General features: G+C 73.6%; 15 protein-coding genes. 5 read left to right on the top strand and 10 right to left on the bottom strand.

Annotation, left to right across the window (positions count from 1 at the left end):
* From ACFT41_RS15620 to ACFT41_RS15610, 3 genes are all read right to left on the bottom strand, one after another.
* Positions 1 to 819, bottom strand: a complete 819-nt coding sequence (locus ACFT41_RS15620) for an SCO1664 family protein (RefSeq protein ID WP_377584542.1) — start codon at positions 817 to 819, stop codon at positions 1 to 3.
* Positions 816 to 1,394: a DUF3090 domain-containing protein gene (locus ACFT41_RS15615; RefSeq protein WP_377584545.1), complete on the bottom strand. Its 579-nt coding sequence runs from the start codon at positions 1,392 to 1,394 to the stop codon at positions 816 to 818. The genes ACFT41_RS15620 and ACFT41_RS15615 overlap by 4 nt, the downstream gene beginning before the upstream one ends.
* Before the next feature lie 121 nt (positions 1,395 to 1,515).
* Complete coding sequence (locus ACFT41_RS15610; protein WP_377584547.1) at positions 1,516 to 2,229, bottom strand: MSMEG_4193 family putative phosphomutase; 714 nt, start codon at positions 2,227 to 2,229, stop codon at positions 1,516 to 1,518.
* Positions 2,230 to 2,747: 518 nt separating this feature from the next.
* Here ACFT41_RS15610 and ACFT41_RS15605 point away from each other — a divergent pair.
* Entirely contained in the window at positions 2,748 to 3,344 is a 597-nt protein-coding gene (locus ACFT41_RS15605) for a hypothetical protein (RefSeq protein ID WP_377584550.1), read from the top strand.
* 151 nt (positions 3,345 to 3,495) lie between these two features.
* Here ACFT41_RS15605 and ACFT41_RS15600 read toward each other — a convergent pair whose 3' ends face one another.
* A complete protein-coding gene (locus tag ACFT41_RS15600; RefSeq protein ID WP_377584552.1) occupies positions 3,496 to 4,332 on the bottom strand; it encodes an undecaprenyl-diphosphate phosphatase in 837 nt (278 codons plus the stop codon).
* Positions 4,329 to 5,381, bottom strand: a complete 1,053-nt coding sequence (locus ACFT41_RS15595) for an LLM class F420-dependent oxidoreductase (protein WP_377584555.1) — start codon at positions 5,379 to 5,381, stop codon at positions 4,329 to 4,331. The genes ACFT41_RS15600 and ACFT41_RS15595 overlap by 4 nt, the downstream gene beginning before the upstream one ends.
* 181 nt (positions 5,382 to 5,562) lie before the next feature.
* On the opposite strand from ACFT41_RS15595, the gene ACFT41_RS15590 reads away from it, so the two are divergent.
* Complete coding sequence (locus ACFT41_RS15590; protein WP_043968769.1) at positions 5,563 to 6,534, top strand: aldo/keto reductase; 972 nt, start codon at positions 5,563 to 5,565, stop codon at positions 6,532 to 6,534.
* A gap of 168 nt (positions 6,535 to 6,702) precedes the next feature.
* Positions 6,703 to 6,894, top strand: coding sequence for a DUF5703 family protein (locus ACFT41_RS15585; protein WP_377584558.1), 192 nt, complete (start codon positions 6,703 to 6,705; stop codon positions 6,892 to 6,894).
* A gap of 88 nt (positions 6,895 to 6,982) precedes the next feature.
* Here ACFT41_RS15585 and ACFT41_RS15580 read toward each other — a convergent pair whose 3' ends face one another.
* Positions 6,983 to 7,648, bottom strand: coding sequence for a hypothetical protein (locus tag ACFT41_RS15580; RefSeq protein ID WP_377584561.1), 666 nt, complete (start codon positions 7,646 to 7,648; stop codon positions 6,983 to 6,985).
* Between the two features lie 60 nt (positions 7,649 to 7,708).
* Positions 7,709 to 9,037: a M20/M25/M40 family metallo-hydrolase gene (locus ACFT41_RS15575; RefSeq protein ID WP_377584563.1), complete on the bottom strand. Its 1,329-nt coding sequence runs from the start codon at positions 9,035 to 9,037 to the stop codon at positions 7,709 to 7,711.
* A gap of 388 nt (positions 9,038 to 9,425) precedes the next feature.
* On the opposite strand from ACFT41_RS15575, the gene ACFT41_RS15570 reads away from it, so the two are divergent.
* The gene (locus ACFT41_RS15570; RefSeq protein WP_377613894.1) at positions 9,426 to 10,439 is read left to right on the top strand and encodes a LysR family transcriptional regulator; all 1,014 of its coding nucleotides are present in this window, start codon (positions 9,426 to 9,428) and stop codon (positions 10,437 to 10,439) included.
* 20 nt (positions 10,440 to 10,459) lie between these two features.
* Positions 10,460 to 10,696, top strand: a complete 237-nt coding sequence (locus ACFT41_RS15565; RefSeq protein ID WP_377589464.1) for a hypothetical protein — start codon at positions 10,460 to 10,462, stop codon at positions 10,694 to 10,696.
* 71 nt (positions 10,697 to 10,767) lie between these two features.
* Here the strand turns inward: ACFT41_RS15565 and ACFT41_RS15560 are convergent, their stop codons facing one another.
* The 3 genes from ACFT41_RS15560 to ACFT41_RS15550 are packed head-to-tail and all read right to left on the bottom strand — an operon-like array spanning position 10,768 to position 13,863.
* Complete coding sequence (locus ACFT41_RS15560) at positions 10,768 to 11,118, bottom strand: DUF3140 domain-containing protein (RefSeq protein ID WP_377589463.1); 351 nt, start codon at positions 11,116 to 11,118, stop codon at positions 10,768 to 10,770.
* On the bottom strand, positions 11,118 to 11,291 hold the full coding sequence (locus ACFT41_RS15555; protein ID WP_377589462.1) for a hypothetical protein: 174 nt from the start codon (positions 11,289 to 11,291) through the stop codon (positions 11,118 to 11,120). Before ACFT41_RS15555 ends, ACFT41_RS15560 begins: the two co-directional genes overlap by 1 nt.
* Positions 11,292 to 11,307: 16 nt before the next feature.
* Positions 11,308 to 13,863 (bottom strand): ATP-dependent Clp protease ATP-binding subunit, encoded by a 2,556-nt coding sequence (locus ACFT41_RS15550; protein ID WP_377589461.1) that lies wholly within the window; start codon positions 13,861 to 13,863, stop codon positions 11,308 to 11,310.
* Positions 13,864 to 13,994 lie beyond the last annotated feature (131 nt).

Genomic DNA, 13,994 nt, shown 5'->3' with positions numbered 1-13,994 from the left:
CTACATCGGCGGCCAGGGCATCGCCGGCCAGTCCTGCGGCGGCTGGGGGAACCGGCCGGTGTCGCGCAGCCGGCCCACCCGCGAGCCCAGCTCGGCGACCTCGCGAATCGTCAGGTGCTCGGCCAGCTCTTCGCCCAGCTCCCCGCCGACCTGGACGGTCAGGTCGGCGAGCATCTCGAGGGCGTCCGGCGGCAGTTCCCGGCCGGCCCAGCCCCAGAGCACGGAGCGCAGCTTGTCCTCCACGTGGAAGCTCACCCCGTGGTCGACGCCGTAGAGCCGGTCGTCCGCGCCGACCAGCACGTGCCCGCCCTTGCGGTCCGCATTGTTGATCACCGCGTCGAGCACCGCCAACCGGGCCAGGCGCGGGTCGTCGGCGTGGGCCAGGGCGTACGCGGCGCCGTCGTCGTCCCGGGCCGCCGCGACCGGGAACCAGCGCGGCGGCACCGCCTCCGCCGGCACGAAGCCGACCAGCGGCTCCGCGTCGGCAGGCTCGTCGATCCACAGTTGACAGGAGCCGGGCCCGAACGGACCGTCGCGTAGCACCGTCGGCGGAACCAGGTCCCACCCGGTGGCCTGGGAGACCAGGAACGCCGAGACCTCCCGGCCGGCGAGGGTGCCGTCCGGGAAGTCCCAGAGGGGACGCTCACCCCGCACCGGCTTGTAGACGCAGCGGGCGCTCACCCCGTCGAGGGTGAGCGCACCGAGCAGCGTCGCGTTGGAGGCGTCGACCAGGCGGCCCTCGACGGTCAGCTCACCGTCGCGGAGCAGCCGTAGCATCGCCGCATCGTCCTGCCGACGTTCGAGTTCCGACGAGGTCACCGGTGATAACCGTTGTGCCGCGGGCAGAGATGCCCGGCGGGATCCAGCGGCTGACCGCAGAGCGGGCAGGGCGGGCGGCCGGCGTTGACCACGCGGCGGGCCCGCTCGATGAACTCGCGGGTCGCCTCGGGGGTCAGCCGGACGCGCAACCGGTCCAGGTCCTCGTCCGGCTCCTCGTCGTCGTCTTCCTCGTCGTCGTCTTCCTCCTCGCCGCCCAGCTCGGCCTCCGCCTCGCCGGCGGCGATCGCCTCGATCACGACGGTCGCGGTGTCGACGTCGAAGGCCAGCCCGAGGGTGCCGACCCGGAACTCCTCGTCGACCGGTGTGTCCAGCGGATCGTTGTCGCCCACGGAGGCCACCGCCTCGGGCAGCTGCACGCCGAAGCGGCGCTGCGCCTCGGTGAGCAACTCCTCCAGCTTCTCGGCGAGCAACGACACCTGGACCTTTTCCAGCGCGACGCTGACCAGCCGGCCTCCGCCGCGGGCCTGAAGGAAAAACGTGCGCTCCCCGGGCGCCCCGACGGTCCCGGCGACGAACCGCTCCGGCGGCTCGAAGGCGTGCACCTGGTGGGTCATACCCACGACCCTATCCGGCGCGCCACAGCGCCGCGCACCCCACGTACGGGGAATCGCGCGCCCGCGCCGCGCCCGTCGTACCGCCCGGCCCGCCCGACCACGGGGGCGCCGGTCGCCGGCCTCACCGCCCGGCCCCCGATCCCCCGCCGACCGCGGCGTCGGACTCCGCCGGCCGCGCGGCCCGCCGCCGGCGCCTGCGCGGCGGCGGCACCAGCCCGGCCAGGTCACCGCCCGTATCGTTCAGCCGTAGCAGGAAGGGCCGCAGCGGCGTGTACCGGATCGCCGTGATCGACGCCGGGTCCGCGACGATGCGCTGAAAAAGATCAAGGTGTACGCCCAACGCGTCCGCCACGATAGCCTTGATCACATCGCCGTGGCTGCACGCCAACCAGACCGCCTCGGTCCCGTGCTCGGCGGTGATCCGGGCGTCCCAGGAGCGCACCGCGGCGACCGCCCGGGCCGCCATCGCCGCCATGGCCTCCCCGTCGGGGAAGACGACGGCACTCGGGTGCTGCTGGACCACCGGCCAGAGCGGCTCCTTGGCGAGCTTCTTGAGCGGCTGCCCCTCCCAACTGCCGTACCCGCACTCGATCAGCCCCTCGTCCACCGTCGGCGCGGCCTGCGGCAGTGCCAACTCCAGGGTCTGCCGGCACCGGACCAGCGGACTGGTCACCACCGCGGCGAGCGGCAGCCCGCGCAGCCGCTCACCCACCGCCGTCGCCTGGGCCCGGCCGGTGTCGTCCAGCTCGACGGGCTGGCGTCCGGCGAGACCGCCGTCCGCGTTCGCGGTGGTGCGGCCGTGCCGCAGGAGGAGAAGAGTCGCCACGCTGCCCACCCTATGGGGTACGGGCGACGGCAGAACCACGCCCAGGCCGAAGGCTGGGCCTGCCCGACAGCTGAATATCGACTTCATGTCGGCGGCGACATGGCGGGGTCCCGCCCGCCCGGATACCCCCACGTCGCCGACATGAAGTCGACCTCGCGCCCGGTCAGGCCGCGTTCAGGGTGTTTGTCCGGTTCGGTGGGGCGGTGGGTGGTGGCGGGCGGCACCCCGGGGGCGGAATCGCCGCAGGCCCCGGGGCGTTACACCTGACAGACGATCGAGCAGGCCCCCCGACCCACCCCGGTACCGGGCCACCCCCGGGTACCGGACCTGCCGGATCCACCCGGGAGGGCATCGGCTGGAATGCGGGCTGGGCCCCGATCGTTACACCTGGGCCCGGCGCCACCCCAGCCCCTCCGCCTGCGCCGGTCCCCTCTCGTCTTCCCCTTCGGGCGCCTCGACGTGGTGCTCACACCCGCCCCGAGCCCTCTGCCCGGGTGGGTGTCGACCCCCGGATTGGAGTCACCCCCATGACCACCACCATCCTGCGCAAGAGTGTCCTCGGCATCGCCGGACTCACCGCCACCGCCGGCCTCGCCGCCGGACCCCTCCACCACACCACCACCAGCACCGACACGGTCGACACCCGACCCGCCGCCGCCCAGACCGACAACACCGGCGTGGACACCGCCGCCCTCACCCCCCACGGCGTACAGGGCGCGCAGTCGCACATCGACCTCGACACCGAACAGACCACCAACGCCAAGGCCATCATCACCGCCACCAAGAAGACCGGCCTCGACGAACGCGCCGCCGTCATCTCCATCGGCACCGCCCTACAGGAATCGAAGCTGCAGAACCTCGGCCACCTCGGCGACCACAACGACCACGACTCCCTCGGCCTGTTCCAACAGCGCCCCTCCAGCGGCTGGGGCACCCCCGAACAAATCACCGACCCCGAATACGCCACCACCGCATTCCTCACCGGCCTCAAGCAGGTCGACGGCTGGCACGACATGCCCCTCACCGACGCCGCCCAAACCGTCCAGGTCTCCGCCTACCCCGACGCCTACGCCCAATGGGAACAACAGGCCGCCGACCTCGTCACCCAACACTGGAACAGCTAACCCAAACCCACACACAACCAACTGACTAGGCAACACCGGCCGGGCCCCCACCACACGGGACCCGGCCGGCGGCGTCCCTGGTCAGCGGGGCGCAACCCCCGACCCGGCACCCGACCGAGCCGGGGCGTCAACAAGGGACCCCTCCTTGCACCTAGGTGGCGGCGATGGTGCCGGTCATCAGGAGGGCAAGGACGAGGGTGCCCAGGGCGACCCGGTACAGCACGAAGACGTACAGGGTGTGGTGGGCGACGTAGCGCAGCAGCCAGGCGATGGCCGCGTAGCCGATCACGAAGGCGATGAGCGTGGCCACCACCATCTGCGCCCCGCTCGGCGCGGAGGTCCCCGGCGCGGACGGCTCGAAGACGTCCCCGACGCTGAAGATGCCCGACATCACCACTGCCGGGATGGCGAGCAGGAACGAGTACCGGGCCGCCGTCTCCCGGGTGAGGTTGAGCAGCAGACCGGCGGTGAGCGTGCCGCCGGAGCGGGACACGCCGGGGATCAGCGCCATCGCCTGGGCGAAACCCATCACGACGCCGTCGCGCATCCGGAAGTTCTCCAGGGTGCGGGTCTGCCGTCCCCAGTACTCGGCGAAGGCGAGGACGAACGCGAAGACGATCAGTGTGGTGGCGACCACCCACAGGTTGCGCCCGGCGGTGCGGATCTGGTCCTTGAACAGGAAGCCGAACAGCCCGATCGGAATCGAACCGACGATGACGTACCAGCCCATCCGGTAGTCGAGGCTGGAGCGCACCGAGCGGTCCCAGAGCCCGACCAGCCAGGTCCGGGTGATCCGCCAGATGTCCTTGGCGAAGTAGATGAGCACCGCCGCCTCGGTGCCGAGCTGGGTCACCGCGGTGAACGAGGCGCCGGCGTCCCGGTCGAAGAAGATCGCCGAAGTGATCCGCAGGTGCCCCGACGAACTGACCGGAAGAAACTCCGTGAGCCCCTGGACGACGCCCAGGACGATGGCCTCGATCCAGGTCACTCGCCGACCCCGGACAACTCGAGAGCCTCGGCGACGGTGCGCAGCGTCTGCACGCCGCTGTCCCGGTCGGCGACGAAGAGGGTCACCGACAGGGTGGTGACGCCGGCGGCGGCGTACTCCCGCAGTCGCTCGGCGATGCGCTCCTTGGGCCCGAGCAGCGAGGTGCGGTCGATGAACTCCATCGGCACGGCGGCGGCCGCGTCGCGCTGCCGCTTGGCCAGGTAGAGGTCCTGCACCTCGCGGGCGGCATCGCCGTAGCCCATCCGGGTGGCGAGCTGGTTGTAGAAGTTCTGCTGCCGGCTGCCCATCCCGCCGACGTAGAGGGCCGCGTACCAGCGGACCAGCTCGGCGCAGGTCGCGACGTCGTCGCCGACGACCACCGGCACCGACGGCACGACGTCGAAGCCGGCCAGTTCCTTGCCGGCCTTCGCCCGGCCGGCGGCCACGGCGGCGAGCTGCTCGTCGGCGAACTCCGGGGCGTAGAAGACGGCCAGCCAGCCGTCGGCGATCTCGCCGGCCAGCTCCAGGTTCTTCGGGCCGACGGCGGCGAGGTAGATCGGGACCTGCTCGCGCGGCGGGTGGAAGCCCAGCCGCAACGCCTTGCCCGGGCCGTCGGGCAGCGGCAGGGTGTAGAACTCGCCGTCGTACGCGACTTCCTTGCGGGCGATGGCGAGCTTGACGATGTCGACGTACTCGCGGGTGCGGGCGAGGGGCTTGGCGAAGCGCACCCCGTGCCAGCCCTCGGAGACCTGGGGGCCGGAGACGCCCAGGCCGAGCCGGAACCGGCCGTTGGAAAGCGCGTCGATGGTCGCCGCCGTCATGGCGGTCATCGACGGGGTCCGGGCGGGGATCTGCATCACCGCGCTGCCGACGTCGATCCGCTCCGTCTGGCCGGCGATCCAGGCCAGCATGCTGGGCGAGTCGGAGCCGTAGGCCTCCGCCGCCCACACCACCGAGTAGCCGAGCCGGTCGGCCTCCTGGGCGAGCGCCAGGTGGTCGGCGGGTGTGCTCCACGCCGTCTGGTATCCGAGACTTAGCCCGAGTCGCACTGGTCCTCCCCCATCGGCGCACCACAGGTCGCATCAGGTTACGCAATGCGGGCGGGCGGGCCGACGACCGGCTCACCCCGAACGCGTCACAGGGCCGGGGGTGGGTGCCGCCAGGAGGGCGAGCAGGAACTTGACGGGAGCGAGGATATCCGTGGCGGCGGGTTCGAAATAAGGTTCACCCATGCAACAGCGACCGCTCGGCCGAAGCGGGCTGGCGGTTTCCCGGCTCGCGCTCGGCACCATGACCTGGGGTCGGGACACCGATGCCGACGACGCGGCCGCCCAGCTGAAGAGCTTCCTCGACGCGGGCGGCAACCTGGTGGACACCGCCGACGTGTACGGCGACGGGGACGCGGAGTCGGTCATCGGGTCGCTGCTGGGCAGCCTGGTTCCCCGCGACGAGCTGCTGATCGCGACGAAGGCGGGGCTGCGGCCGGGCAGCGGCCGGCGCCGGGACGGCTCCCGGGGGCACCTGCTGCGTACCCTGGACGCCTCGCTGCGCCGGCTCGGCACGGACCACGTCGACCTGTGGCAGGTCCACGGGTACGACCCGGACACGCCCCTGGAGGAGACCCTGGCGGCGCTGGACCACGCGGTGGCCAGCGGCCGGGTCCGCTATGTCGGGGTTTCGAACTTCTCCGGCTGGCAGACGGCCCGGGCGGCGGCCTGGCAGGCGGCCTGGCCGGGGCGGGCCCCGGTGGTCGCCGCCCAGGTGGAGTACTCGCTGCTGGAGCGGGGCGTCGAGCGGGAGGTGTTGCCGGCCTGCGCAGCGCTGGGGTTGGGGGTGCTGCCCTGGTCACCGCTGGGCCGGGGGGTGCTCACCGGCAAGTACCGGCACGGCCGGCCGGCGGACTCGCGGGCCGCGTCGCCGCACTTCGAGCCGTTCGTGGCGACGTATCTGGAGCCGCGCTGCTCCAGCATCGTGGAGGCGGTGGCCACGGCGGCCGGGGGGCTGGGCGTGTCGCCGCTGGAGGTGGCGCTCGCGTGGATCCGGGACCGGCCGGGCGTGACCGCCCCGATCCTCGGCGCGCGGACGGTCGGTCAGTTGCTCGGCGCGCTCCAGGTGGAGCGGATGACGCTGCCAGCGGAGATCATCGTCGCGCTCGACGACGTGTCGGCCGTGCCGGTCGGCTATCCCGAACGGGACGGCTGAGCGGATCCGGCCGGGCACGCCGACGCGGTCGAGCCGGCCGGGCCAGGTGAGCCCAGGTGGGCGGGGTGGCCGGGCCAGGTGGGCGGGGTGGCCGGGCCAGGCGGGCGAGCTGGCCGGGCCAGGTGGGCGGGGTGGCGGACGGCCGCCGGGCTGGGCAGCATGGAACGCATGGACTACGAATACGCGCCGCTGCGGCTGCCCTCGAACGTCGACCGGCTGACCGCCGCGGCGCAGCTGGCGATCCAGGCGGAGTTCTCCGGGTGGGAGCTGGCCCGGGTGCGCCTGTACCGGGACGGCACGCGGCAGGTGATGCTGCGCCGCCGCCGGGTGAACCAGCCGCAGCCCGACCTGTCGTACTGACCCGGGCGGCCCGCGCCCGCCGCCGCCCCGGGGCCCCGCCGGCGGGCCGGGCCCCGGGGCGAGCCCGGCCGAGTGGCGGTGCCCCGCGCTAGTGGCGGTGCCCCGCGTGGTCGTGCTCCTCGCCCTCCAGGTCGAGGAACGGGTGCTCGTCGAGGCGGCCCACGAGGCGGTCGTCGGCGGCCGGCTGGAACGGGCCCACCGGGTCGTCGTCGTCGAACGACTCCAGGTCGACGGGGGTGCCGACCTCGCTGACCATCACCACCCCGTCGAGCGGTTCCAGCTCCGGGACGTCCAGCGCGGACAGCGACCCGTCGCCGCTCTGCAGCAGCTCCAGCACCGCCTCACCGACGCCCTCGACGGGCGCGGGCTCGTCCTCTTCGGGGGTGCCCTCGCGGCGGGCCGCCTCCGCGACCCGGATCAGCGCGGCGACGCTGGGCACCCGGTAGTCGCGGCGCTGACGCACCGAGATGACCCGGGGGTGCGGGTCGGTCGCCTCGACGCCCTCGGCCGCGCCGAAGCGCTCGTCGGCCTCGTCGGGGTCGATGGACTCGACGTCCCAGGGTGTGACCTCGCCGAACGCGTCGAGCAGCTGCTCGTCGTAGGCGAACGAGGCGTTGTTCAGGGCGACGTACGCCTGCCAGACGTCGTCGTCGTCGATGCGGCCCTGGGCTGCGCGAACGGCGGCCAGGTGCTGGCGGGCGGCGCCGATCACCCGTTCCAGGGCGGCGTCCAGCTCACCGTGCTGGTCGGACATGTGCGTTCCCTTCGCGATGGGGGACGATCCGTGCCGGGCGGGATGGGGCGGCGGACACGGTCAGCAACTCCGGAGGAAGCGGTCGAGAACCCGCACGCCGAACTGTAGTCCGTCCACCGGCACCCGCTCGTCGATGCCGTGGAACAGGCCGGAGAAGTTGAGGTCGGGCGGCAGCCGCAGCGGGGCGAAGCCGAAGCAGCGGATGCCGAGCTCGGAGAACGCCTTGGCGTCGGTGCCGCCGGAGAGCATGTACGGCACGGGCCGGGCGCCCGGGTCCTCCGCGCGCAACGCCGCCGACATGGCATCGACGAGGTCGCCGTCGAAGGTGGTCTCCAGGGCGGGCTGGCGGTGGACGTACTCGATCGCGATGTCGGGGCCGACCAGCTCGCGCAGCTGCTGCTCCAGCAGCTCCGACTGGCCCGGCAGGCTGCGGCAGTCGATGGTGGCGGTGGCCCGGCCGGGGATGACGTTGTCCTTGTAGCCGGCGGCGAGCCGGGTCGGGTTGGCGGTGTTGCGGATGGTCGCGCCGATGATGTTGGCGATGGGGCCGAGCTTGGCGATGGCCGTCTCCGGGTCCTCCGGGTCGAGTTCGACGCCGAGCAGGTCGGAGACCTCCTCGAGGAAGGCGCGCACGGTGTCGGTGACGACCACGGGGAAGCGGTGCCGGCCGATGCGGGCCACGGCCTCGGCGAGCGCGGTCACGGCGTTGTCGTCGTGCACCATCGAGCCGTGGCCGGGGCGGCCCTTGGCGTGCAGCCGCAGCCAGTCGATGCCCTTCTCGGCGGTCTCGATGAGGTAGAGCCGCTGGGACTCGTCGACGGTGTAGGAGAAGCCGCCGACCTCACCGATCGCCTCGGTGCAGCCGTCGAAGGCGTCGCGGTGGTGCTGGGCGAGGTAGTGCGCGCCGTAGTCGCTGCCGGCCTCCTCGTCGGCGGTGAACGCGAGCACGATGTCGCGGGCGGGCCGGACGCCGGTGCGCCGCCAGTGCCGCACCACGGCCAGCACCATGGCGTCGAAGTCCTTCATGTCGATCGCGCCCCGGCCCCACAGGTAGCCGTCGCGGAGCTCGCCGGAGAACGGGTGCACCGACCACTCGTCGGCGTCGGCGGGGACGACGTCGAGGTGACCGTGGACGAGCAGCGCGTCCCGGCCAGGGTCGGCGCCGGGGATGCGGGCGACGAGGTTGGCCCGGCCCGGGGCGGACTCGTGGATCCGGGACTCGACGCCGACCTCGGCGAGCTTCTCGGCGACGTACTCGGCGGCGACGCGCTCCCCCGCGCTGGTGGCGTTGTCCCCGGTGTTGGTGGTGTCGATGCGCAGCAGGTCGCGGCAGAGGTCGACGACCTCGGCGGTGGGGTCGGGCGGGGCGGAAGCGGCGTCGCTCGTCATCGCTTCTTCATACCAGCCGCGCCGGCCGGGCAGCGCCCCCGCCCGGCCAGGCAGCGCCCCCGCCCGGCGGGTTCGCCGTTTCGCGGGGACGCGACCTGGTACCGCCGCTGCCACCCGTGCCCGAGGAGGGCTGCTACCGGGGACGCCGGCGACGCCGCCGTGGAACCGGATCGTCGAGCCGGCGGTGGGCGCGGTGAACGAGGTCCGCGACGCGGTGACGGACCGGCCGACGTACGCGTCGGACCTGCTTCCACCGGGAGACTGACCGAATACCGGACGGTTACCGCGGGGTCACCGACCGAATACCGGGCGGTCACCAATAAATATCGGTCAACTCCTATCCGCCAGGACCCTTCCATCGATCCTTCCGTGGTCATACCGTCACGGTATGAATCTGGAGCTGAGACACCTGCGGGTGGTCTGCGCCATCGCGGAGACAGGGAGCGTGACGAAGGCGGCGTCCACGCTCGGCCTGGCCCAGCCGGCGCTGACCGCCCAGCTCCAACGCATCGAGCGGGCGCTCGGCGGGTCGTTGTTCGAACGGGACCGCCGCGGTGCCCGGCCCACCGCGCTCGGCGAGCTGGTGCTGGCCCGGGCCCGGGTGCTGCTGCCGGCCATGCAGGGCCTCCAGGACGAGGCGGCCCGGCTGGCCGGGGCGGGCCCGACCCTCGCCCGGTACCGCTTCGGCGGGGTGAACAGCCCCATCCTCGGCCGTCTGGTGCACCGGCTCGCCGCCGCGCACCCACAGGCCCAGATCACCACGTACGCCTCCTGGTCCGCCGACGAGCTGGCCCAGCTCGTCGGCGGCGGCCGGCTGGACTACGCGCTGGTCGGGGTCTGCGGCGACGCGGTCCCGCCGGCCGGGTACGGGCTGACCTGGCGGGAGGTGGCGATGGAGCCGGTGCAGGTGCTGCTGCCCGAGCAGCACCCGGTGTCCGACCACGACGAGGTGCGGCTGGTGGACCTGCGCGCCGAGCAGTGGGTCGCCGCTCCCGGCGACGGCTGCTTCGGCGACTGCTTCGCCGCCGCCTGCGCCCGCGCCGGCTTCACCCCCCGCAAGGTGTACGAGGCCGACGTGCGCGGCTGCATCGACCTGGTGGAGGCAGGCGCGGCGGTGGCGCTGTGCCAGGCCACCTTCCGTCCGGTGCCCGGGCTGGTGACCCGGCGGCTGGCCGGGGCGCCGCTGCGCTGGCGGCTGCTGCTGGGCTGGCACCCGGACTCGGGCGGCGCGAGCTTCGCCGAGGAGGTGCTGGAGGCCGCGGTGGCCGTGTACGGCGACTCGCTCGCCGCGCACCCCGACTACCTTGCCTGGCTGCTGCGGCACCCGGACTTCGGGGTACGCCGGTCGGCCCCGGCCGGGCCACTCGCCGGGGGCACCGGTTCCGGGGTGCGAACCGCCTGACGGTGGGTATCAAGGGCCCCATGACCAATGCCCAGCCGACCGCCGACGACCGGGAGACCCTGCGCGTGGCGGCCGCCGCGCACAGCGCCGCCGCCCGGGACGTCGAGGCGTTCCTGCGCCGCCTGCCCGAGGTCCCCGGCCCCGCCGACGTGACCGAGTACGCCACCCTGCTCAGCCGGGAGAAACGGGCGCGCGGCGATCTCCAGGCCGCCGCCGACGCCGTCGGCCTGAAGATCGGCAGCATGGAATCGGAGTGAACCCGCCCCGGCCCCGCCGCCGTCACCGGGCGGCGGGGCCGGGCAGCGGTGCCGCGGCCCGCTGCGGCGGGTCAGCGTTCCACGAGGGCGTCGTGGCCCAGGTCGAGCAGAGAGCGCCGCCACTCGTCGTCCGCGGCACCGGCGGCCGGGCGGGCGGCGGTCAGGGACCGGATCCGGTCGACGGCCTCCCGCATCACCTCGATGTCGTCGCGGGTCAGGTCGACCTTGCGCTTGCGGAGCACGGCCAGGATCTGCCGGCCCGGCTCGGGCAGGTCGAGGTCCGGGCCCGCCCCGAACGACTCCGCACCGGAACCGCGGGTCAGCAGCCAGCTGCGCAGTTGCTCGGAGGTGACGTTCACCTCGGCGTGGAACTCCTCCCAGAGCACCTCCACCTCGGGCTCGAGTCGCGCCTCGCGTACCATCACGCCTCCTCTCCGGACGGCGGCCCGGACGGCTCCGGGTCGCCGGTGTGGGAACCCAGGCCCTCCGGCGGCACCCGCACCCGCGCGGGGTTGGCCGTCGGCGGAACCTCGATCGGTTCGCTGCGGTCCGGGTCGGTCCCGGCCTCCCCGGCGGTCTCCTCGGGTTCGGTCATCTGCGGCCTCGCCCGCTCACCGGGGGTGGGACGTGGCGGCGGCGGTGTAGCCCCGGTCGCCGGCGGCCACCTCGAAGGCCAGCGACCCGTCGCGGACGTCCACGGTGACCTTCTGCCCGGGCGAGACGGCGTTCTCCAGCAGCATCCGGGACAGCCGGTTGTCCACCTCGCGCTGGATCACCCGGCGCAGCGGGCGGGCCCCGAACTCCGGCTGGTAGCCGTGCTCGGCGAGCCAGTCGATCCCGGCGACGGTGAACGCGACGTCGATGTCCTGGGCGTGCAGGCGGCGGCGGGTCTCCTCCAGCAGCAGTTCGGTGATCTGGCGCAGCTGCTGCTGCTCCAGCCGGCGGAAGATGATCACCTCGTCGATGCGGTTGAGGAACTCCGGGCGGAAGTTCTCCTGGAGCCGGCGCATCAGCCGCTCGCGCAGCTCGTCGCTCTCCCGCTCGGTGCCGGGCTCGCCCGCGCCGAAGCCGACGGCACGCTGGCTGCCGGTGATCAGCTCCGAACCGAGGTTGCTCGTCATGATCAGTACGGTGTTCTTGAAGTTCACCGTCCGGCCCTGGCTGTCGGTGAGCCGGCCGTCGTCGAGCACCTGGAGCAGGGTGTTGAACACGTCCGGGTGGGCCTTCTCGATCTCGTCGAGCAGCACCACCGCGTACGGGCGGCGGCGCACCGCCTCGGTGAGCTGGCCGGCCTCCTCGTACCCGACGTAGCCGGGGGGCGCGCCGACGAGCCGGGCGACGGTGTGCCGCTCCTGGAACTCGCTCATGTCCAGTCGGATCATCCGGTCGGCCTCGCCGAACAGCGCCTCCGCCAGGGCGCGGCCCAGCTCGGTCTTGCCGACCCCGGTGGGACCGAGGAAGAGGAAGCTGCCCATCGGCCGGTTCGGGTCGGCCAGCCCGGTCCGGGAGCGGCGGACCGCCTCGGCGACCGCGCCCACCGCGTCGTCCTGGCCGACGACCTTCTGGTGCATCTGCCCCTCCAGGCGCAGCAGCCGGTCGCGCTCCTCCTCGGTGAGCTGGGCGACCGGGACGCCGGTGGCCCGGGACACCACCTCGGCGATCTCCTGCGGGCCGACGGCCGGGACCTGCGAGCCGCCGCCGTCGTCGCCCTTGGCCCGGCTGATCTGCTCCTCCACCTCGGCGAGCCGGTCGCGCAGGGCGGACGCCCGCTCGTACTGCTCGTCGGCGACCGCCTGCTCCTTGTCCCGGCGCACCTCGTCGAGCTGCTGCTCCAGCTCCCGCACGTCGGAGGCGGGGGTACGGGTGCGCAGCCGTACCCGGGCCCCGGCCTGGTCGATCAGGTCGATGGCCTTGTCGGGCAGGTACCGGTCGGTGACGTACCGGTCGGACAGCTCGGCGGCGGCGACCAGCGCCTCGTCGGTGAACCGCACCTGGTGGTGGGCCTCGTAGCGGTCCCGCAGGCCGCGCAGGATGGCCACGGTGTCGTCCACGGTGGGCTCGGGCACCAGCACCGGCTGGAACCGGCGGGCGAGCGCGGCGTCCTTCTCGATGCTGCGGCGGTGCTCGTCCAGGGTGGTCGCACCGATCACCCGCAGCTCGCCCCGGGCCAGCGCCGGCTTGAGCATGTTGGACGCGTCCATCCCACCCTCGCTGCCCGCCCCGCCCGCGCCGACCAGGGTGTGGATCTCGTCGAGGAAGATGATCAGCTCGTCGCGGTGGGCGCGGATCTCCTCGATGACCTTCTTGAGCCGCTCCTCGAAGTCGCCCCGGTAGCGGGTGCCGGCGACCAGGCCGGCCAGGTCCAGCTGCACCACCCGCTTGCCGATCAGCGTCTGCGGGACGTCGCCGTCGCAGATCCGCTCGGCCAGCCCCTCCACGATCGCGGTCTTGCCGACGCCGGCCTCGCCGATGAGCACCGGGTTGTTCTTCGTCCGCCGGGACAGGATCTCCACGGCCTGCTCGATCTCGGCGGCCCGCCCGATCACCGGGTCGATCTGGTCGTTGCGCGCCAGCTCGGTGAGGTCCTGGCCGTACTGGTCGAGGGTGGGGGTGCCGTGGTCGGGCTTCGGGCCGGACATCGGCCCACGCTCGGCGCTGGCCGCCTGCAACGACTCCGGCTGGATCCGGCCGGCGGCGAGCATCCGGCCCGCCGGCGACTCCGGGTTCAGCGGCAGCGCCATCAGGATGTGCTCGGGGCCGATGTAGTTGGCGCCCATCGCGCGGGAGAGCTGGTGGGCGTCGAGCAGCGCCCGCTTCGCCGCCGGGGTGAGGGACAGGTTCGGCGGCACCTCGCCCCGGGGCGCGCCGTCGCCGCGCCCACCGAGGGCGTTGACCAGGGCGTCCGGGTCGGCGCCGGCCCGACGGACCAGGTCGCGCAGCGCCTCGCGCTGCAACGCCGCCCAGAGCAGATGGTCGGTGTCGAGGTCGTTGCTGTGCCGCTGCGCCGCCCGACGGGCCGCGTCGGCGAGCATCTCCCGCGCGTCGGCGGTCATCAGCCGGGTGATGTCGACCCGATGCGCCGGCCGGCGTCCTCCCTCGCCCCGGCCGAAGTACCGGGCCAGGAACTCGTCCCACGGGTCGGAGCCGAAGTCGCCGGGTCCCATCATCGCTGTCCTCCCGCGGGTCGGGCACGCTCGCCGGTGCGGTCGCGCCGCCGGCACGGTCGGCGGTGGCTACCCGGCGGTCGACGCGACAAACGCGGGCGGCGCGGGCGGGGCGCGGGCGGCGGCCCCGGCGG

The organism is Micromonospora sp. NPDC057141, from assembly GCF_042670805.1.
Taxonomy (GTDB): domain Bacteria; phylum Actinomycetota; class Actinomycetes; order Mycobacteriales; family Micromonosporaceae; genus Micromonospora.
Note: the sequence above shows the minus strand (reverse complement) of the source record. Positions and strands in the feature narration are given on the sequence as shown.